General features: G+C 48.8%; 15 protein-coding genes and 2 pseudogenes. 5 read left to right on the top strand and 12 right to left on the bottom strand.

Going from position 1 to position 24,108, the window contains the following annotated elements; all coding sequences use genetic code 11:
* Positions 1 to 74: 74 nt before the first annotated feature.
* Together QEZ41_RS06365 and QEZ41_RS06360 are read right to left on the bottom strand one after the other, a co-directional pair.
* A complete protein-coding gene (locus QEZ41_RS06365) occupies positions 75 to 545 on the bottom strand; it encodes a hypothetical protein (protein WP_289410558.1) in 471 nt (156 codons plus the stop codon).
* A 417-nt stretch (positions 546 to 962) separates the two neighbouring features.
* Positions 963 to 1,238, bottom strand: a complete 276-nt coding sequence (locus QEZ41_RS06360; RefSeq protein ID WP_289410557.1) for a hypothetical protein — start codon at positions 1,236 to 1,238, stop codon at positions 963 to 965.
* A 196-nt stretch (positions 1,239 to 1,434) separates the two neighbouring features.
* Between QEZ41_RS06360 and QEZ41_RS12040 the strand changes: the two genes are divergently transcribed.
* From QEZ41_RS12040 to QEZ41_RS06345, 4 genes and pseudogenes are all read left to right on the top strand, one after another.
* Positions 1,435 to 1,647: a transposase gene (locus QEZ41_RS12040; RefSeq protein ID WP_434556797.1), complete on the top strand. Its 213-nt coding sequence runs from the start codon at positions 1,435 to 1,437 to the stop codon at positions 1,645 to 1,647.
* A pseudogene (locus QEZ41_RS06355) lies at positions 1,583 to 2,275 on the top strand (IS3 family transposase); the annotation flags it as partial. The gene QEZ41_RS12040 and the pseudogene QEZ41_RS06355, both read left to right, overlap by 65 nt.
* 390 nt (positions 2,276 to 2,665) lie before the next feature.
* Positions 2,666 to 3,952: an MgtC/SapB family protein gene (locus QEZ41_RS06350; RefSeq protein WP_289410556.1), complete on the top strand. Its 1,287-nt coding sequence runs from the start codon at positions 2,666 to 2,668 to the stop codon at positions 3,950 to 3,952.
* An 81-nt stretch (positions 3,953 to 4,033) separates the two neighbouring features.
* Positions 4,034 to 5,374, top strand: coding sequence for a substrate-binding domain-containing protein (locus QEZ41_RS06345; RefSeq protein ID WP_289410555.1), 1,341 nt, complete (start codon positions 4,034 to 4,036; stop codon positions 5,372 to 5,374).
* Here QEZ41_RS06345 and QEZ41_RS06340 read toward each other — a convergent pair.
* Entirely contained in the window at positions 5,368 to 5,781 is a 414-nt protein-coding gene (locus QEZ41_RS06340; protein WP_289410554.1) for a barstar family protein, read from the bottom strand. The two genes, QEZ41_RS06345 and QEZ41_RS06340, sit on opposite strands and share 7 nt — an antisense overlap.
* A gap of 55 nt (positions 5,782 to 5,836) precedes the next feature.
* Positions 5,837 to 6,178, bottom strand: a complete 342-nt coding sequence (locus tag QEZ41_RS06335; protein ID WP_289410553.1) for a guanyl-specific ribonuclease — start codon at positions 6,176 to 6,178, stop codon at positions 5,837 to 5,839.
* Between the two features lie 414 nt (positions 6,179 to 6,592).
* On the opposite strand from QEZ41_RS06335, the gene QEZ41_RS06330 reads away from it, so the two are divergent.
* A complete protein-coding gene (locus QEZ41_RS06330; protein ID WP_289410552.1) occupies positions 6,593 to 7,528 on the top strand; it encodes a hypothetical protein in 936 nt (311 codons plus the stop codon).
* A gap of 92 nt (positions 7,529 to 7,620) precedes the next feature.
* On the opposite strand, the pseudogene QEZ41_RS06325 reads toward QEZ41_RS06330, so the two are convergent.
* From QEZ41_RS06325 to QEZ41_RS06290, 8 genes and pseudogenes are all read right to left on the bottom strand, one after another.
* Positions 7,621 to 8,922 (bottom strand): annotated as a pseudogene (locus QEZ41_RS06325) (ISL3 family transposase).
* A 580-nt stretch (positions 8,923 to 9,502) separates the two neighbouring features.
* A complete protein-coding gene (locus tag QEZ41_RS06320; protein ID WP_289410551.1) occupies positions 9,503 to 12,625 on the bottom strand; it encodes a type III restriction-modification system endonuclease in 3,123 nt (1,040 codons plus the stop codon).
* Positions 12,626 to 12,761: 136 nt separating this feature from the next.
* Complete coding sequence (locus tag QEZ41_RS06315) at positions 12,762 to 13,883, bottom strand: Fic family protein (RefSeq protein ID WP_289410550.1); 1,122 nt, start codon at positions 13,881 to 13,883, stop codon at positions 12,762 to 12,764.
* A 194-nt stretch (positions 13,884 to 14,077) separates the two neighbouring features.
* Positions 14,078 to 15,958: a site-specific DNA-methyltransferase gene (locus QEZ41_RS06310; RefSeq protein WP_289410549.1), complete on the bottom strand. Its 1,881-nt coding sequence runs from the start codon at positions 15,956 to 15,958 to the stop codon at positions 14,078 to 14,080.
* Positions 15,959 to 16,068: 110 nt separating this feature from the next.
* On the bottom strand, positions 16,069 to 18,558 hold the full coding sequence (locus tag QEZ41_RS06305) for a S8 family peptidase (RefSeq protein WP_289410548.1): 2,490 nt from the start codon (positions 18,556 to 18,558) through the stop codon (positions 16,069 to 16,071).
* A gap of 6 nt (positions 18,559 to 18,564) precedes the next feature.
* Positions 18,565 to 19,560 (bottom strand): AAA family ATPase, encoded by a 996-nt coding sequence (locus tag QEZ41_RS06300; RefSeq protein ID WP_289410547.1) that lies wholly within the window; start codon positions 19,558 to 19,560, stop codon positions 18,565 to 18,567.
* Between the two features lie 139 nt (positions 19,561 to 19,699).
* Positions 19,700 to 20,356 (bottom strand): DUF4391 domain-containing protein, encoded by a 657-nt coding sequence (locus QEZ41_RS06295; protein WP_289410546.1) that lies wholly within the window; start codon positions 20,354 to 20,356, stop codon positions 19,700 to 19,702.
* Entirely contained in the window at positions 20,356 to 23,646 is a 3,291-nt protein-coding gene (locus QEZ41_RS06290; RefSeq protein WP_289410545.1) for a helicase-related protein, read from the bottom strand. The genes QEZ41_RS06295 and QEZ41_RS06290 overlap by 1 nt, the downstream gene beginning before the upstream one ends.
* Positions 23,647 to 24,108 lie beyond the last annotated feature (462 nt).

Below are 24,108 nucleotides of genomic sequence, written 5' to 3'. Positions count from 1 at the left end.
ACTCCGTCTAGCTTGAAATGAAATATGAATCAGGTGCTTACAGGGCAAGGCCGATAGTGCAGCTAACGCTAGAGTTAGCCGGCAGTGCTTTCGCGAATGGCTGCGATGATACGGCGAGCACTGGAAAGACCAAACAGCCAACCGACAAACGTAACACCAAAAAACGCAGCAATGAAGGTCAGCGTGGACTTTATGCTCTCAGCCTTCCAGCCAAGAGTATATCCGGATCGGATTTCTGGCTGAAAAAACGTGGCTATCAATTCAAAAAGCAACGCGCCCAGAAAAACTGCGCTAAAGATTAGTGTGTACCAGTGAACTCGGAAATAGCCACATAAGTGACTGCGCCCGGCCTTATACTCAAAGTCTCCTACAAAAATAGGGTTCCAAGAGTTGCGAAAAAATAATCCGAGCTTCCTTTTGATTTTGAACTGCGTACCACTTTTCGAGTACTCCAACTCGTTGCTATGAAGCGCGTCTATTAGAGACTGCCTTGGATTCTCCACGTTAAGAGGATAAGTGAATGTATACCGAACGAACCAAATCATATCCCTGATACCTTACGCTGCTGCCCGCTTACGAAATATCCCATTGACCCAAGTAAACATCCTGCTCGTAAGGTTAAGGTTTAGCACGAAAAACTCCCTTAACGGCAGCATGAGCGGCCAATCCTATCAATGCAGCAACGGTGCCTGCAAATAGCTGAGCTATGGGCCACATACTTGCACCGCCCCCACGATATGGAGTGAAGTACGCTTGGTAGAGCAACCAAACCAGTACCCCGCTCCAAGGAAGCAATCCTGATGTCACCCATGCGGTAGTGCCTCTAAAGTAGAGCGCACACAAAACGCCTGTTATCGTGGAAAGAAGAGTGATCGCTGTCCATTCGTCCATATAAAGCCCTAGCGTCTTTAGCTAAGCCATCGTAGGTGTTCGCAAGGAGACCATTGGTTCTGATTGACCATCTAGTTACCACCTCCAAAAATTGAAAACGGAAAAAGAACGACGGCTACAGGCTTGGGGAAAGCAATTCCTGCACTAGCTCCAAAAATAGTAATAACACACGCCCAAGCTGTGACTTCACTGAAAGAAACTGGGAGTGTCCCAAGACCAATACGACCAAGTACGCCAATCCAAAAACCGCCAAAGCCGCCGACAAGCGCGCCTGCTGCTCGATCTTTCATAGTAACTGGAGACTGCCACCATTCACGCAGTGTTCGATTATTCCGTTTAATAAACATCGTTCTTTCCTTAATACCTAGCACTACATACAGCGACGTTCAGTAACGCGCTCGATGCCAGTGACGCAAAGTTAATTAACTTGTTATGTGGTAAGTATTTCATAGACTAAGCCTATTTTCTATTGGTGCTGCAACACCCTCTTTTACTGCAGCAACTGTAGTGGTCTAATGAAACCGGACACCCATTTAGGCGATAATGCTCGCCATTGAGAGGTGTTCGATGACTAGAAAGCGACGTACGTTTACCCCAGAGTTCAAGAAAAAAGCCGCCTGTTTGGTGCTGGTTCAAGGCTACAGTATCGCCCAGGCCAGCACATCCCTGGGTGTTGGTGAATCAGCCTTGCGCCGCTGGGAGCCGTACCTTGAAGGGGTTGCTGGCCAAGATGGATATTCACATCGGTCGTTTTAAAGTTCGCCGGCTGATGTCCGAGCTGAATTTAATCTGCAAGCAGCCGGGGCCACATGCCTACAAAAATGCCGTTGCTGAGCGACCGGATATCCCGAATCGGCTGGACCGGAATTTTGATGTGAAGCAGCCCAATGAGGTTTGGTGCGGCGATATCACCTACATCTGGACAGGGCAACGCTGGAGCTATTTGGCAGTAGTGCTGGACCTATACGCACGCCGTGTGGTTGGTTGGGCAATGTCGGACAAGGCGGATGCAAGTCTGGCGACCAAAGCCCTGGACCATGCATGGGAGCAGCGCGGTCGCCCGAAAAAAGTGATATTTCATTCTGATCAGGGATCACAGTATGCAAGCAAAAAGTTCCGACAGAGGCTCTGGCGTTACCGTATGGTTCAGAGCATGAGCCGCAGGGGCAATTGTTGGGACAATGCTCCTATGGAGCGGCTGTTTCGCAGCCTGAAAACAGAATGGATGCCTGCGTTTGGCTATCACAGTTTGCCGGCAGCCAGGAAAGATATCAGCAGCTATCTGATGGGGTATTACAACCAAGACCGCCCTCACACCTTTAATGGTGGGCTGCCCCCTACTGAGCTGGAAGAAAAACTTAAAAATGTGTCCGGAATTAGTTGACCACTACACGGGCATCACGGCCAAGACAGTTTCAGCGCTGACGCAAGACAATTTCAGCGCACCATCAAACATGACCGATACCATACGCTTCCCTGCTCAACTGCAAATCAAAACCCTGGTACCAAGGAAATTTCGTCATGACGAAAAACTGTAGGCGGGTGTGGACTAATGCAGGATAGGCTTTCGCCGGTAAAGTGTATTACACAATGCTCTAGAATGCGCCCTACCGGGAACAAAAAAGCAATTCCTTGCTGATTGGCGGCGCACGACAGACCGGCAAGACCGACGCCACTCTGATTGAAGCGGTGTTTAACCAGCCCTATAATTGGACATGCCCATGGGGCACTATAAGGGTCTGGCGTCGGGACAGGTAAAGGCAGGTGGCAAGCAATGAATGGATTGAACTACGGTACGGAATTGCTGGGCTTGCTGATTGCCCTGGCGGTCGGACTGATCATCGGATTCGAGCGGGGTTGGCAGTCGCAGAACCTGGATGCCGAGCGACACCAGGAGATCGACGATCAGACAGTAACCGGCATCCGCACATTTGGTCTGCTGGGTCTGGCCGGCGGAGTGGTCGCGCAGCTGGGCATGCTGTCGTCGGATTGGATATCAGCGGCGGCGCTGCTGGGCGTCACCGCCCTGCTTATCGTCGGTTACATCCACAGCAGCAAAGTCACCGGTGATCTGGGGGCCACCACCGAAGTGGCCGCGCTGCTGGCTTTCCTGCTTGGCGCGCTCGCTGTGCACGGTCTGTATCTGGAAGCGGCGACGGCGGCAGTAATAACTGCAGTACTGCTAGGCGCCAAGGAACGGCTGCATGCACTGCTGCGCAGTCTATCCCGCCTGGAGCTTAATGCATCGTTGCAATTGCTGGTGATCGTGCTGGTGATACTGCCGCTGCTACCCAACGAGGCCATGGGCCCGTGGGGCAGCATCAACCCGCAGGTGATTGGCTGGCTGGTGATCCTGATTGCCGGCATCAGTTTCGCTGGTTATTTCGCCGTCAGACTGTTGGGAGATCGTGTTGGGCTGGTGCTGACCGCCCTGCTCGGCGGACTCGCGTCCAGTACCGCGCTGACCCTCGCTTTCTCGCGCATGGCACGCTCGGATGGCAGCCGCAACGCCCTGCTTGGAGCGGGCATTGCCCTGGCCTGCGGCACCATGGCGTTACGTTTGATACTGGAAGTCGCAGTGGTCAATCGCACATTGCTGCCGTCCATGCTGCCAGGCTTGCTCGGGCTGGCACTGGTACCCCTGATGGCATTGTTATGGATCCTGTTACGCCGCCGGGATGAACGGCCGGTAGGCCATACACCACCGATGCATAACCCGCTGGATCTTCAACAGGCATTGATCATGGCCGGGTTCCTGGCGCTGATATTCATATTATCCAAGGGTGCAGAGCATTGGTTTGGCAGTGAAGGCGTCTATATCCTCGCAGTCATTGCCGGGATTGCCGACGTGGATGCCGTAACCATCGCCCTGGCCCAACAAGCCAAGGGCGAGCTGGCCAACGACGTGGCCGTGCGCGGCATTCTCCTTGCGGCGCTGACCAATACCGCCGTCAAGGCCGGGATAGTATTGGTAATCGGAGGCCTGCCGCTGGCACGCTGGGCCAGCTCAATCCTGCTGGCGGCATTGGGGGTAGGCGTTCTCGGTTTGCTTTTCGTCTGATCATATCCCGTCATATTCCCGAAACATTTCCGCAATATAATCCGGCCCGCCTACCCTTCTACATTTATCAGGTAAACGGAAATGTCAAAACGCTCGTCGCTGTTATTCCCTCGTATTCGTATATTCTTGTTTGCCGGCCTGGTCGGTTTCGGTATTCCGGCTCAAGCGGCATCGCTGCAGCTACAGATCAACGGTTCCAATACCATAGGTGCCAAACTGGCACCGCAACTGGTCGAGGGCATGCTCCGTGAGGCGGGAGCCAGCGATATTCAGGCGCATCTCAATCCTGACACCCGCGAACACCTGATCACTGCCATCAGCAGTGAGGGCGATAGCATTGAAGTGTCCCTGCATGCCCATGGCTCTGGTACAGCATTCAAAGGACTGGCAGCGGGTACAGCCCAGATCGGCGCAGCCTCCCGCCCCATTCATGACGACGAGGCCCTGGCCCTGGCCACGGCCGGCGACATGCTCAGCGCAGAAGCCGAGCAGGTGATCGGCCTGGATGGTCTCGCAGTCATCGCCCATCCTGACAACCCGCTGACCGCGCTGGATCTCGAACAGCTGGCCGAGGTATTTGCCGGAAGGATAACCGACTGGCGCGAGCTGGGCGGCCAGCCCGGCCCCATCAAACTGTATGCCCGGGATAGCAACTCCGGTACCTGGGAAACCTTCCGCGATCTGGTGCTGACCCCACGCCAGCTTGAGCTGGCCGCTGATGCCAAACGCTTCGCTTCGACCAGTGCCCTGTCCCGCTCGGTTGCCGGCGACATCCACGGCATCGGCTTTGTCGGCCTGTCGGGTATTGCCCCTTCCAAAGCCATTGCCCTGTCCTCGGGCAACTCCCGCCCCATGCTGCCTACCGCGGAACTGGTGACCACCGAAGACTATCCCCTGTCCCGCCGGCTGTTTATGTACATCCGCCCGGATGAGACCAATCCACTGGCCAGAGCACTGATCGAGTTTGCCCGGAGCCACGCGGGCCAAGAGATTGTCGACCAGGTGGGTTTTGTCGGGCAGAACATCCGCACCATCAAACTGGAACCACACGCCGACATGCCCCGAACCTACCAGCAACTGGCTGCGGAAGCCCTGCGCCTGTCAGTCAACTTTCGCACCAAGGAGCACACAGCTCAGCTGGATAACAAAGCCTGGCAGGACATTGACCGCCTGGTGGAATATCTGAATGCGCACGACAAGATGGATAACCATGTAGTGCTCGTGGGCCTTGGCGACACGCGTCAGGGAGGCGCAGAGGAACTGCTGGCCAGGCTGCGCAGCGCCACCGTCAAGCGCGTCCTGAACGAAAGGGGCGTCACCGTCAGGGAGATTCTTGCCATTGGTAACGAACTGCCGGTGGCCACCAACAGCAACGGCAGTGGCCGCGTGAGAAACCGGCGGGTGGAGATGTGGGTTTATTGACGCTCGGGAGAATCGGTGGTAAATCCGAGAGAGCCAACACCACACGCCAGGGCATCCCCGTATATCTCTACGCGCACCTGGATTTCACGGGCGTTGGCATAGGTACAAACGTCCATCATCAGTTGGATCCAGTCCGCCAGATCAGCCTCATCCACTTCGGATGCGTCCTCAATCGAGAAGCGCCAGAGTGCAGGTTCTGACAGCTGATCCACATGATCGAGCAATAGGTCATAGGCTGCATCCCAGTTGTCACCGAAGTAATCCGGAAAGTTGAAAGCGCCACAAAGCGCCTGCAACAGGATCGACTTGTTCAACCGACCATTTGCATCCAGAGCAACGGCAGGTTGATCCAGCTGGTGCCTCGGTTGCCAGGTGATTGGCGCGGACTGTTCAGGTGTTGTCGTCATGTCAGTGCCCCCTGATTTGGCTAAAGGAACGGTAGTGATCCTCGGTGTAATAGAACTACACTGGCGGGTTACCACCGGTCACCACCCGGCGCGGCCCTCTGTGCGACAAACCGGGCGTGTCCACTGTGTATTCCCGGTAATACCCCCGCGGCTTGCTTGGCAACAATCGCTCCCGATTTTCGAAGGTGATGCCATCGCGTTGGTAAGGGAATGGACCGTTTCGGCTAATCCGCCCCAGCGTCTTCTGCAGCTCCTGTTCCTGCGCGGACAGGTTCGAGTAACCGGCAGAGTCGGACTGAGTAGAGCCGCCGCTATTAAGCAGAGCATCAAGATGCCCACCCTGCTGAAGTTGGAACAGGCCAAAGGCGAAGACCAGAACAAGTAAGATTTTCTTCACAGAAAGTACTCAAGAGTCGCAAGAATAATCTGTGTCAATATCATGCCTCTGATTCGAGTATTTACAAACCGTCTTCTGGCGACAACACTTGGTAGTGCGTCGAATTTGTCCAAGATATCCACGATAAGAGCTTATTTTGCGAGTGACTGCTCTGGGCCTTCCAGATAAGAGACAGGAATTGATACTTTTGAAAAGCCCTTAATTAACAAGTCTATCTGCGTCAGCATTTTGCTGGTACAACCAGTCCTGTAGATGGATTGATGCTTCCTATCAATCAGTAGCATTGGATAAAACTCCTCTGGATGCTGAACCCCAACACTCAAGCTTTCACTCCAGGAACCGATACAAGGTGGTGGATGGTTAAGGCTCAGCCAACGCAATGAGCGAGCCACTTTGATTGGAGTACGTCACGCTATGCAGATTAAACCAAGCCTGCCTTCTTTTAGCTCTAGAGATATACCCACTGGCCAGACTCAGCAGGCGTTTATGGGTGAGCGGGACGAAAGCCACGCAGGTAAGGTGCTGTTCGAGCGGCGCAAGAAGCAGATGCACGATATGCAAACGGCTGTGACTAAGCTGCAAGAGATGAAGAAAAACGCCTCGCCTAAAAAAATGGCCAGTCAACGTGCGGCTTTACTGAAACAGCGCTTGGATACTTTAAAGTCCATCATGGCAAAATTGCCTCCCGGCAATTACAAGGCACTGGCACAGGAAGTTAAGCAAATTGCCAAAGAACTGGCAGCACTGAGCAAGGAACTGGGCAACTCCGGCGGCAGCTTGGGCCATATGCCGCCTATGTCGGTTGCTTCAGGCGAAACGAGTGCGGATGGCGGTAGCGAGGAAATGGCTAGAGTAGACAGCAGCACTGAGCTTGCTCACATGCAAGATACCAGTATGGCAGAGTTAGCCATATCACATGAAACGCTAGCCAGCACCGTAATGGCTGCCGAGACAGCTGAAGCAGAGGCGCAGCAAGCCGCTAATCTATCAGCAGGTGTTAAGCGCGACGCTCTTGACAAAACTGATGAGCAGCACGATTCCAAGACGGATAAGCTTCGTGCAACTGGCCAGCGCCAGAGTGAAGATACCGACGATAAAGTTCTGCGTGCTTTACTCACTGAAGCCAGAAAAACGCTCAAAGAAGTGCTGAGCCTGCTGAAAGCCAAGCACCAAGTGAATGACAAGGAATCGCGCAAGTTGTTTGCCAGCATTGAACGCGAACTGGAAACCTTAGATCAGTCCCTCCAGCAAGGTGCACTCGCCTCTTCCGCCTCTGAACTCGTTTCAGCTGGAAGCATTGAAACTGGCAGTATCGGTGGCATGGGCGGCTTTGTGGATGTCAGTATTTAAGGTCACTTTGCTCGCCGCCTACCCCTTACACTGCCATATCCTACTCTGCGTTTGTCCGTACTCATCAGCGCTGCTTTAATGGCTCTTCGCATTTAAGGGTGTAGCTGATTTCTAAACCCTCCTGACTTCAGCAAGCACCTGGCTATGTAGTGGGTTAAATTTCTAAAGCCCAGGGCGGTGCCTCGCAAGTGTTCAAGTCGTCCGTTGATAGCTTCTGTTGGACCGTTGCTGGTTCCTGGCCGGTCGAAGTAGGCAAGGATGCTCTGGGCGTATTTTTTCAGCGTTTTCCCCAAGCCTTTCACCTCAATGAGCGCTTTGGGCAAGTCGCTGGCTGTAATGATATTTATAACCTCTTGCATGAGCTTTTTGCCGCGCCCTCGATCCGGCTCGTTGTAGGCGCTGACCACCCGTTGGTACATGCTCTAGGTGCAGTCCACTTCAAGGTGGCGCTCATCTGCAAACAGCTGGAACAGCTGCTTTTTGTTGGCGTCAGACAGGTAGCTGATCCGGGTCAGTAGCGTTCGACGACTTTTGTAGAGCGGGTCGTTTTTACGCCCTCTGCGGCCCAGGATGTCGTGTTGCACACGCCGGCGGCATTCATCCAGCATGTTGCTTGCCCAGCGCACGACATGGAAAGGATCCAGCACGGTTTGGGCTTGAGGCAGGGCTTCTTGCGCGGCAGATTTAAACCCCGTAAAACCGTCCATGGCAATGCTTTCGATTTGGTCACGCCAAGCCTTGGGACGATTGTTCAGCCACTGCTTAAAGGCTTGTTTGGAGCGGCCTTCCAGCACAGCCAGCAAGCGCGATGGTCCGGTTTTGTTACGCACGGGTGTAAGGTCAACCACAATGGTGACATACTTGTCACCACGGCGTGTGTGCCGCCAGACATGCTCATCCACACCGAGCACGGTCACACCGTCAAACCGCTTTGGGTCATTAAAAAGCAGGCGCTTACCTTCTTTGAGAATAGCGCTATTAACAGTGTGCCAAGCAACGCCCAGATGGTTTGCAATGCGCGATATCGACAAGTCATCCAGCACGATGGTAGCCAATGCCCAGCGCATCGCACCATAGGAAAGCTTTGAGCGTGGCGGAGCAGCGCTGCTGGTGTCTTCATGCCAGAAGCAGCCGCAAACACAACTCCAGCGACGGATACGCAGCAGCAATCGGGTTGACCGTTGTCCGTAAGGTGTGTGAGCAAGATGCCTTTCGACAGTGCCGCGTGAAAGGCCAGCAGACCCACACTTGGGGCATGGTTCGGGTGCTTTGGTGAAACGACATTCGATGACTGCGTGTTTTGCGCAAAGGTGCTGCCCAGTGGCAACAAGGCCGAGGTTATTCAGCTGGCAAAAGCTGGAAAGATCAGGGCTTGAAAAGGTAAGATTGTTCACGTCGGGGGCTTGGTTTTTGTTTGTGTAGGAGCTTACATTTTCTAGGTTCCCCGACACCTTTTCCAGCCGTCAGATTTTTTCTACACCCTTAAATGCGAAGAGCCCGATAACTGACCAGCATAGCCTTACTGCCAAGACCACCCAGTTCACTGATGGAGTCCAGCTTGTACATGGTATCGGTAGTCATTTGCGCAGTACCCTTAAATCACGCTGCACACTGCGTAAATTGATGATAAAGCCCCGCTCTTGCAGCTTCTCACGCAAAACCGCTGTGCTGGTTGAGCGCGTAATCACACGATTACGCGCAGCACTGAAATGCTGACTTCTCTGTAGACTAGAAATAAAAAACCCGCTCGATTTGTGCTTAACTTGCGAACAAGTCATAGGCATGGCGGGTATATTGCGGCTGAGTATAAAACCAGTCAACGCAGCTCGTAAAGCATTGCATACACACCTGCAAAACCGGCGCAGCATTTTGTATACGATTATCTATGCTAAACAGCCTGCCATAGCTTGAGCACATATAGCCTGAAGCAGCTCTCTAGGCTTTATCACACAAGCAGCTCAATCTTGAATAAACCTAACTCACCAAATCCAGCAAGCTTTCATAGTTGTCCACGACCTCATACTTAATGCTCGGGTCGTTCTGCTTTTCTGCCAGCTCAATAAAGAACTTACGTGCACATTCAATTTTGCTTTGTTCTAAGGAGCGCAGATCCATGCTGGTCAGGCTGCCCTTGGTTTCTGCGACAAAGTAAATGTGCTTAACGCTACCTTCAGTAAAAGCGATGGCCCAGTCAGGGTTGTAGTCGCCGACGGGTGTAGGGATTAAGAAGCCGCGCGGTAGCTTGGCGTAGACTGCAACTTCAGCACTGATATCTAAAGCCTGGGCAAACTTATGCTCAACTTTAGAGTCAGCAATCACATAGTCGTACACATGCTTACTGAGTTTCTCGGTCGCATTGCTGAAGTCTTGCCCTGCTTGCGTGGCTGTAAATATTTCACTGTCGCTGTAGGTTTCATCGGTCAAGTTGTACGCTAGATGCTCAATCACCGTCGTTGCTTTTTGCTCTTTAATGATGCGGCTAACTTCACTGATGAAGTGTTCTGGGTTTTGTTGAAACTGGTAGAATTTTTTAGAGCTGATCTGCGATAAAATCTGCGCCACTGTTGCACGGGTCAACTCGGTGTTTTCGGCGATCTTGCCCAGCAAATCATATTTAACCGTGGAAATAATCGGCTTATTTTCATCGGTCTTGCGGTTTTCTTGTTGCTGAAAAGTGGCGCCACGACCTAAATCTTCGCCGGTGAAGGTGTCTTTCTGCACACCGGTTTGTACACCGTACTGCAGCAAGGTGACATTAAGCTTGGCATCGAGCTGCGCAACTGCTTTTTTAACCAATTCTGCAGAATCAAAATCCACACGGTACACCGCCTTACGGTTAATCCGTGCCCACAGCGCCTGAAACTCTTTTTTATGAAAGTTTACTTCGTTGCGATTGTTGGTTTTAGCTGCACGATCATCCTGTACTTTTGGCAAGGCTTCATTGGTAAATACAGAAGCAATTAATCCTTGAATAGGCTCAGCCAGCGGTTGTAACTCTTCAGGCAAGGCGGCCAGTGTGCCGTTAGTACGATCCTCGTGGTATACATCGGTTAAGTTATCTTCTTCATCGACGTAATCATTTTTAATCAGGTAACGATAGATCTGCTTAGCTTGCAGTTCCGTCATTTCCTGCTGGCCACCATCAATGGCTATCACCTTGCCCTTAAAGTAATCTTCGTTCGCTTTACGCGGTCGTGCCGATAACTCTTCCAGCATTTCTTTCTGCAAACCATCCACAAAGCTGCTGTAGCTTTCATTGGCCACCACAGTCAGCACATTGATTTGATGCACCTGCTCAGGACTATCCATGCGTTCGCCCGACTTATTTACAGCAATACGCAAACCACGCCCCACTTCTTGGCGACGCGAGATGGTGCTGGCACTTTCAGTTTGCTTGAGCATGCACAACACAAATACGTTCGGGTTATCCCAGCCTTCACGCAACGCTGAGTGCGAGAAGATAAAGCGGGTTGGCTCCTCAAACGATAACAAGCGCTCTTTGTCCTTCATGATTAAATCATAAGCATCCACATCGTCAGATAAGCCGGTGGCTTTAGCGACTTTGGGATCGACCAATTGGCTTTTGCGCTTATCAATCGAGAAGTAACCGTTGTGGGTTGATTCAGCACTGATATTGCGCAAGTACTCACGGTACGCATCATTATCAAAGGCTAGCTCATGTAAATAAGCATCACGGGCAGCTTGGTATTCTTCTTCAAAAATACGTGCATATTCGCCCTTTTCATCGTCTTGGCTGTAGTCGCGGTACTTAGCGACTTCGTCAATAAAAAACAGGCTCAGCACTTTAATACCCTGGGCAAATAAGCGCTTTTCTTTCTCTAAGTGGGCGTTAACGGTTTCGCGAATTTGAATACGGCGCAGTTGCTCTTCACTGACATCGCCCAGCACATCACCTGCTGTCAACACGACACCATTAGTGAACTCAATGGTGTCAGCCAACGCATCAATTTGTGCTACCACGTAACGGTCACTGTAGGCATCTAAACCACCAGACAAATCAAACAAGTTATCACCTTGGCTGATGCGCTTTACTTGGCGCTTAATCACGCCAGTTTTGAGTTGCACCTGCATTTCTAAACGAGCCACTGGGCTGTGCTTAGAAATTTCAATGTCTTGTAAATACAAATACGCTGACGTGCCAGCAATGCCACGGGTATGAATACCGCGCACGGCAATTTTCTTCACCAGCTTATTGTTATAGGCGTCGACCGCATCTAAACGGTGCACAAGGTTGTGCGTGGTTTTGTGTGTCGCTGAGTAGCGCAGAATAAACAGTGGCTCAAACCTTGGCAGCGCTTCGAGTGTGGCTTTACCTTCCATCTTCTGCGGTTCATCAAGAATCAGAATCGGGCGGTTCGCGCTGATCACATCAATCGGACGGCGTGATTGAAAGTCATCCAGCTCGTCATAAATACGACGGTTATCCGCACCGCTGGCGTTAAACGCTTGGATATTCATCACCATAATATTGATGCCAGAGTCACTGGAAAAGCTCTCTAACTCGTGCAAGCGCTTGGAGTTATAGGTAAAGAAGCGTGCCTTTTTATGGTATTGCTCGGCAAAATGCTCTGCGGTGATTTGCAGGGATTTTTGTACGCCTTCACGAATGGCAATGCTGGGCACCATGATGATGAACTTGCTCCAGCCAAACTGTTGGTTCATCTCAAAAATGGTTTTAATGTAGCAGTAGGTTTTACCCGTACCGGTTTCCATTTCAATATCAATATTGAGTGCCGCACCGGGCTTATAGCTGCTGGGCATCGGCTTGCCAGCGCTTGTGGTGAAAGTTTGCAAACCCTTTGACTGAAACAGATTGGCCTGTTTCTGCACCTTGTGAATATTGCTCAGCAACTGTGCTGGCGTTAACTGAATGGGCTGATTACGAAAACCGTGTTCAGCTGAATCAGGCTCAGCTGCTGCAAGTGACAACGCGCCCTGATTAAACTCTGCAGACTGAACTGTACCTGGGTCAATTTTATAACTAAAAGCATCTTGATAAGGCTGACCGGCAAAGCAATCAATCACAGCGTCAACGGCTGCGGTTTGATAGTGCTGAACTTTAAATTGGATTTTCATAACAGGTTTCTCATTTTACTTGAGGAGCAAGCTCTAAAATTTGCTCACACTCTTAATTTAAAGCAGCTTGTGGAGCCTAAAAGCCAAAACAGACTCCACAAATACATTTGATACACACAGAAGCTCCACAAAGGGATTATAGAATTTTGCGCCCCTCTGCGATGTTTAATAACTCTGGGAAACATAAAACAGCCGGTCTGTTGCCACTGGCTGGCTTGAGCTCTTTTAACACCTCACCCTCACGCAAACTGCGCAGCAATCCAGGTACTGTTTTCTTATGGATACCAAAATCAAGATGCAACTGCTCAATAATGTCTGTGGTACGAAAAATGGGCTTGCTAAATATGGCATCCAGCAAATGCACGGAAAACTGCGAGCGGGTTAACTCGTGAATGCGCTGCTTCATCTCATCGTATAAGCTCTTGATCGCCATCACGCGCTGGCTGTTGTCTTGCGCTTGTAAGCTCACGGCACGTAAAAAAAATGCAATCCAACCATTCCAATCACCCTTTACTGATATGGCCTTTAAGCGCGCATAGTATTCGTCCCTATGGCTTTCTAAGTATTCGGACAGATAAAACATCGGCTGCGAAAGTACTTTTTTCTGGTACAAAAACAAGGGAATCAGAATCCGACCGATGCGACCATTACCATCTTTAAAGGGATGCAACAATTCGAATTGAGCATGCATCACTGCGGTTTGAATTAAAAAATCAATATCATCGCTGTTTAAATAGCTTTCCCAGTGTTGCAAATGGTCCTGTAACTGTAATGGACACGGTGGCACAAAAGTGGCTTGCTCTATAGTGCAGCCATAAGCGCCAATCCAGTTCTGATCACGGCGAAACTCACCTGGCGTTTTATTCTCACCACGTACGCTATCCAGCAAGATTTTGTGCAGCGCCAAAATGAAACTTAAGCGAATGGGATAATCAGCCAAATAATGACGTGCTTCAAACAAGGCCTTGCGGTAATTGCTAATTTCCTGAATATCTAGTGATTTTTCACCATCCTTAAGCAAACCAGCCTCGTGCTCTAAAACCTCATCTACTGTGGCTTGTGTCCCTTCAATACGTGACGACAGCACCGCTTCCTGAGTGGTTAAGGGTGAAAGCATCACCGCTGGGTTGGGAATCCCTTGCAACAGTCCGTCATACCTTGCCAGCTCAGCATTGGCTTGCCCCACTAAAGGCAGTAGTAATCGATAATCCAAATTGGATAGCGGCAAGGTATCAGGTTGATAAGATTGAGCACTCATAACAATCACTCACTTTGTTTAAACCAGCCAACAGGCTGAATATTTTTATTTGTGGAGTCTGTAATGCAAAATAGACTCCACAAGCAGTTTTGTCACGCACAGACGCTCCACAAACGTTTTTGTGGAGCATGAAACACAAAACAGACTCCACAAATGCATTTGATGCGCACAGAAGCTCCACAAAGTGCTCTAGTTTAAATAGCCTTCACTTCCGTAATCGGTGAGCGTTGTTTGAAGATTTGCGTGACGTTGACTTTGACGGCGTCGCTGGCAAAGCCGTTGTCGCGGAATACGGCTCGTAAGGGCTTTAGCGCGGCCAGTTCGTGGATGAGTGCTTCGCTGATGCCTTGTTCAAAGCAAGCGACTAATGCGTTGTCGTCGACGATAAACACCTCTTTGCCTTGGATGCTTTCGCGGCGAATCGGTAGGGTTAAATCCACGCCCCAGTCCAAGAGCACTTGGAACAGCAAGTCTTCGCTGCTCCGGTCGGGCTTGATGTTGTCGACGCTGGCAAACAGTTCGTTTTGCTTGAGCTGCTGCGGCTGGTAGTACACGTCCTGCATATTGGAGGTATCGACTTTGAGTACGCGGAAACCGATGTCTTTGTTCCAGTCCTCATGGCAGTCGCCTTCAAGGATTTGCGCGCCAGCGCGGCGGATGCGCTCTTTGGAGATTTCTGCAATGGTTTTATAGCCAGCTTTATAGGCTTCATGCTTTTCATCTACAGCTTCAGGGAGCTGCACCATAATGAATTTACGGTTGCCGCCATCTTCGGCGTTAAGTTGCATCACGGCATGAGCACTAGCTGCAGAGCCTGCAAAAAAATCCATACAAATCGAGTCTATGCAATTTGATACGTGCAAAATACGCTGCAATAATTGAATAGGCTTTGGGGTGCTAAAAACTTTTTTCCCAAGAAGACCAGCAGTTTCTTTTTGTCCAGCATCATTATGACCTGCATCTGCATAGCTCCACCACGTAGAAGGAACTACACCATCTTGAATTTCAGCCAAAAATCTTTTTAATCTTGGCTTGGTATAACTAAAATTTGCTCCCCAATATAATCTATTATCCTTTTCTAACTCCAAGTGTTTTTCTTGAGAGTAACGCCACACAGCATTTTCTTCAGGCCATACATCCTCTCCTGTTTTGGGATGTTTAATTGAATACCATAAAGTGGGTCTTTCTAATCTTGTTTTGCTACTTACGTACTCACCTGATGTCCACAAACCTCTGGGATCACCATCTGGATTTTTATATCTTTCTAGCTGTTTCTCTGAACGTGGAAACAAGCTGCGCTCAAAGTTACCACTTTTTCTGTAACACAAAATATGATCATGCATTGCAGCAATCCCAGGATCATCATTAGAAACAGAGTACTTTTTTTGCCAAACTATATTAGAAACAAAGTTCTTCTCACCAAATATTTCATCGCATAGTTTTTTTAATGCCGCTTGTTCACCATCATCAATACTAATAAATATCACACCATCATCACGCAATAAATTTCGTGCAAGCTTTAACCGTGGCAGCATCATACTTAGCCAATCAGAATGAAAACGCCCATTCGACTCAGAATTTGAAACTAAGCGATTACCCTGCTCATCCTTCTGGTTGGAACGCTGCAAAAATTCTTCAGTACTTTCCGCAAAGTCATCCTCGTAAACAAAGTCATTGCCGGTGTTATACGGCGGGTCGATGTAGATCATTTTAACTTTGCCAAGGTAGGTTTCTTGCAGCAGCTTTAACGCATCAAGGTTATCGCCTTCAATAAACAGGTTTTCAGTGTCGTCAAAATTGACACTTTCCTCACGGGCAGGACGCAGGGTTTTGGCAATGGGTGCGTTGGCGGTGAGCATGGCTTCACGCTTGCCCGGCCAATCTAAACGATAGCGCTCTTGTGGCCCTTCAACGATATTCGCCGACAACTCTTGGCGCAGCAGATCAAAATCGATTGCCAGCTCAATCTGCCCTTGGGCGTTTTGACGTTCAGTGACGCAGTTCGGAAAAGCCGCCTGAATCTTCGCGAGGTTATCCTGACTTAAATCCTTACTGTGCATTTTGAGCTTTTCCATTGGGTGTTCCTATAAAAATAAAGAATGAGGCCAAGCCCCATTTAAAATTTGATCCATACTCAGTTTAATTCAACGCCAGTCGTATTTAATTAAGCATAGGACAAGCGCTGTTAGAGCTTCACTCGCATAGGCAACCTTGATTTAAGCTGTGCTTGGAGCTGTGAGTAAAGACGTGCTTCTGAGTTTTCTGTGTCACGCAAACTTACAACTAAAGCGTACTCTTCTTCGGTATCACACAAGTTTTCACCCCATGGGAAATCATTGCGGGTGACCACCAAAAAAAGTTTTTTATTGCGTAACTTTGACGTCTTACTGAGCTGTTTAAACATCCAAGCATCAGCCTGAACAGTGCCTTTATTGCGTACTGTTTGGCCTACCAGCGGATTTGGTACTTCAGATATATTTTGGTAATCGTCATCGCTAGTTGCTTTATTAAAGGTTGTTGTAACTTCTTCAAGATCGCTTGCATAAACTAATTTAAAATCAATACGAGTAGCACGGTACTTGATGCGAGTAGAGCGTATGGGTGGCGTATAAGCTAACGCCACTGCGATTTCTCTTACGCGTTTTCCGTTACTAATAAAGTCATCCGGTATAGGTATTTCGTAAAAATGATGGCGCTTATTCTCGATGCTACCGTTAGCTATCAAAGTAGCTGCATTTTCTAAGGAGCGATGAAGTGCAACCTCATTTACCTGCCCATAGCCACCTATGTATCGGTATTGGTTTATTACTTTATTCAGCTGTTGAATCTTCTTATTCAATTCATCAAGCCGTGCTTGCGAGTATGATTGACCTGCTTTCTTAGCCGCATTGATAGCTCTAACTTCAGCATTAAGGCTCTTCTTCTCTGCCACTTGTGAGGTTGTGGCTTGCTCAATTAAATGTGTGCTTGCCTTTGTTTGAGTAGCATTATTGCAAAGCAAGGCTCTGATGAGGTTTGTACTTGCATTGGGTTGCGTTATCAAAACTGAAGCTGCTAAGTGGGCAACTTGCGGTGCGGCCATGCTGGTTCCGTTGTCTACAACGAACGGAGAGCCTCGCACAAATTGATGACCGGCTGAAACAACGCCTAAGCCAGCATTTTTATCTAAAAGTGCGTAGCTCGCTCGCGCGTTGAGCGCCCAGTTACCACCATAGGCAACAAGTTCTGGTTTGATAGCACCATCAATTGATAAGCCACTTCGGGTAAAGGGTGAGAATTGTTCAGGTTGTGCAACAGGTATTTCAGCAGGATCCAATGGATAACGCTGACTATTATAGGTTTGATTGGTTCGAGCCAAGCTACCCACCGTTAATACGTTAAGTGCTGGCGCTGGCTCAATAATACGCCATGCATCATCAACTAAATAATGGGGATAATTATCTCGCCACTCTATCCCATTAGGCGAGCCTTTAGTAATACGATGATTACCCGCAGCGACAACAAACAAAACCCCAAGTTCTCGTGACAGCATATCCAAGGTCACGGAAAGGCCTTTTAAATGCCCACCCAGATAAGGCTTATTTGCATCGCCAAAAGACAAATTAAATACCTTGCACTGGTGTTTACTTACAAAATAACGCACAGCTTCTTCGATGTGGTTCTCTACAAAGCCAGTAGTATTTTCATTATTCTTATCAAGAATTCGGCCGCTAAATAAGCGTAATGATGGAATAAATCTGCCTGCGCGCAGATGTTTTTCTAAATCCCCATATAGAGCTAACCCCGCCACATGCGTACCATGACCATGCTCATCATGCGGTCCTTCTCCCGGCAGAAAACTTTTTGCCTCCCTAACAGCAGCTTTTAATAATGGGTGGCTGCTAGCAAGACCACTATCTAATACCACTACGCTGGGTGCTAACTCTGTAGGGTCAGGTGTTTCGGGAATTTGTTGCACGTCTTGATATATGACTGATCTTTCTAAGCCAAAGCTCGGCGGTAAGTCAACTGAGCGAATATCTCTATAGCGTAGCAACTGTTCTGCTTGCTGACGATTACACTCAACTCGATACAGCGTCAGCTCTGGCTTTTTGATTTGATCTTTTATATTTATCTCTTGCGCTGTAAGCCAGCTTTCAAAGGCAGCCCACTCTTGAACACGTTCTTGCTGATTATCCTCTAAAGGCCATAGTTCAACATCCAATAAAAAACAGTCTGTTGTGGGCAAACCTTGGTTTTTTAGTGCCCAGCCAGTACGGTTTTCTATACTCCAACTATTAATGCCTTGCAGCGCATAAATCACTTCTTTATTAGTGATAGATTGACCACTGGCCATTGACGATAAACGCGCTTCAAAACTTGCCAATGCGGCGTTAGTAGCAAAACCTATGACAACGGTTTCATCTTCTTGGCTAACAAACTCAATGCCTGCTGCGATTTTTCGTAGGTTATCTGGATTAAATCCTTTCTGCACTGTAAAGCGAAACAGCTTGCGATTATCAAAGCCACCTATATCATCAGCCACCTCTTGTGTAGCGCTTGCAAGCTTTTTGAGTAAGCCTCGGCCATGGCTAGGGATATCTGTTGGAGCTTGAGTTATCGGCGAACGCGCTGATCGTTTTTCTTTAACTGGTACTTCTCGCTGCAAGCTTAAATGCGGAAATGTTTCATCCATGACTAATTAGTTCCTTTGAGTGCGCGCTCGACGAGCATCTTCACGTTTAATAGCTGATTGTAAGTGACGCTCGCTAAGAAATTCTTTTCCAGCTAATACCATATCTTTAGCTGCACGGCGCAGTACTCGTTCAACATCGGCGTGGCTCATGCCTTTAAATAAGCCAATAATCCGAGAGTCATCAATGTCAAATTCACGACGTAAACCACGCAGTTTGATAGACAATAAACGGCGAAGCTGTTCTAAATTTGGATTTTCAAAAACCAACACTTCATCAAAACGACGCCAAATAGCGGGGTCAAGAATACGCTCATGATTGGTGGCAGCAACTAATAGACTTTTGCCCTCATAGGCATCGAGCATTTGTAGGAAAGCGTTAACGACTCGCTTCAACTCACCATGCTCAGCGTTATCAGCACGTTCTTTGGCTAATGCATCAAACTCATCAAATAAAACAACCATCGGGACGGAGGAAATAAAATCGAATACTTGTCTAAGGTTGGCTGCTGTTTCCCCTAAAAGCGAAGACACCACGCTGTCGATGCGAACAATAGCTAAGGGCAAGCCAAGCTCACTGGCTAACACCTCAGCAGTTAGCGTTTTCCCGCAGCCAGGTGGACCACAAAACAACAATCTATCAACTGGGTATAAACCATGGCTTTTTAAGGTTTCTGCACGATGATGTTCTTGCAGTATTTCATTTAGCAGTGATGTGTTTTCATCAGACAAAACAACATCTTCTAGCCGCCGCACAGATTCTTTGATTTGCAAAAGAGGCAAATCTCGCTCTTTGTCTTTGGGTAAGCGGTCACTTAATGCAGATAAGCTTGGCGTGCTAGAATTACGTCGGCCATACAGGACCTTTTCTAGATCGTTTGCGAGCAAATGATGGTTCTTAGCGCGCTCATCCTGAATGATTTGCTCAGAAACACGCTTAAAAGCTTCCTGATTGCCTTCTGCGCCTGTCTTGATCAGCTGTCTAAGTAATTTAGCGTTAGCCATCGCCCATCTCCGTGCTTTAGCATAGTTTCATTGCTGTGTGTGTTCGAATTAAGATTGTAACTTTTCGCAGCAATAATCGCTATTTTTGAATCATGCAAGATAATTGAACAATCGTTTTAACTGGTTTAAGACAGCTTTATTACAGTAAAGAAGCGTGTTCTTGCTTGGCACTTTTCAACTGCTGGTTGAGTTCGACACGGCGGTTAAATTGCATGCTCTTGTTCAGCAGTTGCGCTTCCAACTGCTGAATGGTTTTTTCCAGTTTAGAAATGCGCTGCACGCGCTCAATGGCGGCGCTCAGGCTTTCACCGGCCTGCAACGAATAAGGCAACAAACGAGCCAGCAACTGCTGTTGCAAATGAGTAAAGTCACGGCTGATGGGCAGTGCTTGGCGCTCAGCGTCAACACGCTGCTGTGCACCGTATAAATAAGGGCTACATTTAACGCTGCCATTTTGGTTGATCTGTTTTAAGCAAGCAATAGTTTGTATGCCGCTACTGCCCTGCACTTCAAAAATCAAGGCGCTGGGAATGGCTTTGTCTAAATACTCCAGTAGGCTGTCGCTGATCTGGGCAATCTGTGGCTTGAGCCGTATTGCCAATACCTGAATCTCCGGCAGTTCAGTGCTGGCATTGATATTCAACGTATCTGGCGCAAGTTTATGCGCCCAGGTGATCTTTTCAATCTGTAGCGTTAACAACTCGCGCTGCTTAGCGGTGGGCGTGACGTTTTTGTAAATTGCATTCTTAGGCAGAATGCGACCGACGCGCGTTGAGTCTGGGTAAGCAAATAGCATTAATCAGCCCGCTCCACGTCTTGCACTGCGTTTTGCACAACAACGAAGCCCAGCAACTCAAAGTCATCTAACCCTTGAATGCTATTCACCAGCGCGGTGGTGTGGCGGCCACTAAACAGACTGTCCAAGTCGCTTTCTGCTTTGCTTTCAATCATCGAGTGAATGGCTTGATTGAGCAGATCTGAAATAGCCTGCATATCGCGGCCGTCTTGGGTGCGCTGATTAAAAGACTGGCAGACTTCTAACAAAGGTTCACTGCGGCCTTTACAGGCGGCACGTAACACATCCAGCAGTTTTTTGGCTTGTAGATGGCTGGCCAAAACCTCGCCTTGTTCGCTGATATAGACCAAGTAATACGGGTGTAAACGGTTCTGTTCATCTTGGTGTTTACTTGGGTTTAAATTACGCAAACCAAATATCACCCCAGCCTCTAAACCATCACCAGCTGGAATCACCGCATGCAGGCCTTTAGGCGCTTGCTCAAGGCTGCCATGCTTTTGCACGTGGTTCAAAATATCCATGCGGAACTCGTTTAAACCCAAATCAGTAATGCTGATGCCAGCGCCGGTGTCTTCCAGATCAATCACTTCAGTTTGTAAACGTTGCAGCTGTTTTTTACGGTAGGCGGCATCTTCAGCGTTCACATCCAGCAGATTATCATCACCGGTGGCGGTGACATCGACGATGGCCATGCGGTTTTCTACACGCTCTTTTAGATTGATGTATTCATCAAGACTGATATCGGGCCAGTAGTTCACCAGTTGAATGACTTGGTTTTTCGAGCCGATGCGATCAATACGACCAAAACGCTGCACAATGCGTACAGGATTCCAATGAATATCGTAGTTCACCAAATAATCGCAATCTTGCAGGTTTTGCCCTTCAGAAATACAGTCGGTGGCAATCAATACATCAATCTCGCCGGGCTCATGAGGCAGGATCTTGTCTTTCTCTTTAGATAGCGGTGAGAACAAGGTCAGTACTTCTTGGAAGTCATAACTGCGGCGGCGGCTTTTCAGCGTGCTTTTTGGATTAGCGCTACCTGTGACCTGAGCAAAGTTCAGGTTTAACGCTTGTAAAGCAGGCTGGTTAATCAGGTGCTGGTACAGATAGTCGGTGGTATCAGCAAAAGCAGAGAAGATTAATATTTTGCGATTACCTGGGTTGAGTGGATTATTCGTTTTCTCTTCGATCAACTGCTGTAAATGTTGCAGCTTAGCGTCATGTTCTGGGGTGATCGGTGCAATGGACTGTATTAAAGCGCTTAACCCGGCTAAGTCTGCACGTAATTCAAACGTCCAGCTGGGCAAGTCTAAATCTTGCAAATCAATGCGGATCTTTTTGCCCACGGCAAATGGGTTATCCGCTTCAAGCTCTTCGTCATTGAATGATGCGGTGCTGTAAAGCCCAGCATCTTCAGCCGCTAAATCATGCTCAGTGAAGCGCTCAATTAACGCGAGGGTTTGCATGATCGTGCTGTGTAAGGTTTGCAAGGTCAGACGAAATGAATGCACCGAGCTTTCTAAACGCTTGAGCAAATTAGTGGTCATCAAAGCACGTAAGTTTTTTTCACGGTCCACTTGGCGCAAACGACCACGGCCACCATCCACCTCGGTGTCGTACAGCTCTTCGTATTTTTTAAGACGGCTGGGCAATATAAAGCTCATCGGTGCATAGACGGCTAAGTTCAGTGCAGACAACTGCTCGTAAATCTCGTTAAGTTCCATAGCGCCAGGCATATGGGTAATGGGCACGTGGTAAGACTTCGGCGCTAAACGCTGTGGGAAAGCACCAATCTCGCTGGTGTCATAAAACTGCTGAATATGGCGACGTGAACGGGCAATGGTGACGCTATCGAGCAGCTTAAAAAAATCAAAGCTGAGCATGTTGAGAATGCGCGTGGTGGTGCGCTCTTCTGCAGGCATCTTTGACCAAGCGTTAAACGCGGCCTGGGCTTCTTTAAACACCTGCTCAATACGGCTGCCAATGCCTAGCTTATTTTTAAGCTCGCTGGACTCGCCTTCATAAGCCAGCGCGAGTTGGTTGCGTAAATCATTGAAGCGGTTATTCACCAGCGTTGCTGAGAGCATCAGCACCTTGGTTTTAACACCGGCGCGAATCACCTTGTTCATTAAGGTTTGGTAGCGCGTCTCACGGTCTTTAAGGGCATCGTTGTTTCTAAAATTGTGCGACTCATCAATCACCACCAAGTCGTAATTGCCCCAGTTCACTTGGTTGAGTGGTGTACCAAAGGACTCACCGCTGGTACGGTTTAAATCCGTATGGCACAGCACGTCATAGTTGAAACGGTCTTTGGCAAAGATATTGGTGGTGAGGTTACGGTTATAGGTCAGCCAGTTATCCGCCAGTTTTTTGGGCACCAGCACCAAAACCGATTTATTACGCAGCTCGTAATACTTAACCACCGCCAGTGCAGTAAAGGTTTTACCTAGGCCAACACTATCGGCCAAGATGCAGCCGTTATAGGTTTCCAGCTTGTTGATGATTCCGGTAGCCGCATCTTTTTGGAAGTTGAACAGTTTGTTCCAGACCAGAGTGTCTTGATAGCCGGTCTGCTCATTGGGCAGTACGTCTTCATCGATATTTTGCAAAAAATCTTTAAAAATATTGTAGAGCAGGATGAAGTAAATACGCTCAGGTGAGTTTTCCTGATAGGCCGACTCAATATGCTGGGTGACTAAGGCTGTGACATCCTCAAGCTGTTGCTGGTCCTGCCAGATGCTTTCAAATAAGTTCAGGTATTGCTGAGTAAAGTTCTTATCACCAAAGCGGTTAATGAAGTTAGAAACCGCATTACCCTTTTGATAGCCCAAATCGACTGCAGTAAAGCCTTGCAGCGGCATATAGGCGGTGCTGTCTTCTGCTGTCTGCACATGAGCAAATTGCTGCATAGGCGCTTGGGTCTTATTGGATTTGAATGTGACCTTGCTTCGAATCCAGTCGGCGCACTCTTTAGCAATCGCACGCTGGGTGAGTTGATTGCGCAAATGAATCTCAAACTCTGAGCCATACAAACTGCTTTCACGGCTAATACGCGGAATATAAAACTCGCGCTGCTCTTTTTTGAGCTTATCGGTGGCTTGCTCTGGCACAAAAGTGGGTGAGGTAAAGATGAACTCAAGCGAGCCGATGCTGTTGAGCTCTTTCTTCAGGGCAGCGTAGGCATAAATGGAAAAACAGGATGCGGCAATTTTTAGTTTGGCTTTGGGCTTTAGCGTAGCCTTTAGATCCGTGCCAAAGAGCTGGTTCACATTGTCTAAAATTTGCATGGGCATCCTGCTTCAACATTCAAATGTAGATAAAGAAGGCAGTTTACCCAATAGTGACGACCACTGCATTAGAGGCTGAGCCAGAACATAGAGTATCTACAGGAGCAGCTTAGCTCGGCAGGGTTCTCATCGCGCATAAGATGCGCTCCCACAGTCCAACAGTCCAACAGTCCAACAGTCCCACCCCACAGTAAAGCAAAGCGGTTAGCACGCAGCCGATTGCTTGGCACAGCTCTTGTAGGAGCGCAACTCTTGCGCGAATGTAACTAGCCGGCGCGGATGAATTGAATATATTGAGGAGGAAAGGGTGGATAAGCTTCGTCTGTTGATTTTTGCTTGGGATGGCACTCTGGTGGACTCCATCCAGCGCATTGTTGAAGCCCTGCACAGCTAAGACAAGAGTGCTGCAAGGCGCATGAGATAAGGGTTACAGGAATTCCAGATACAAAAAAGCCCCAAGCA

It is taken from the genome of Thiopseudomonas acetoxidans (assembly GCF_030362935.1).
Taxonomy (GTDB): Bacteria; Pseudomonadota; Gammaproteobacteria; order Pseudomonadales; family Pseudomonadaceae; genus Thiopseudomonas; species Thiopseudomonas acetoxidans.
Note: the sequence above shows the minus strand (reverse complement) of the source record. Positions and strands in the feature narration are given on the sequence as shown.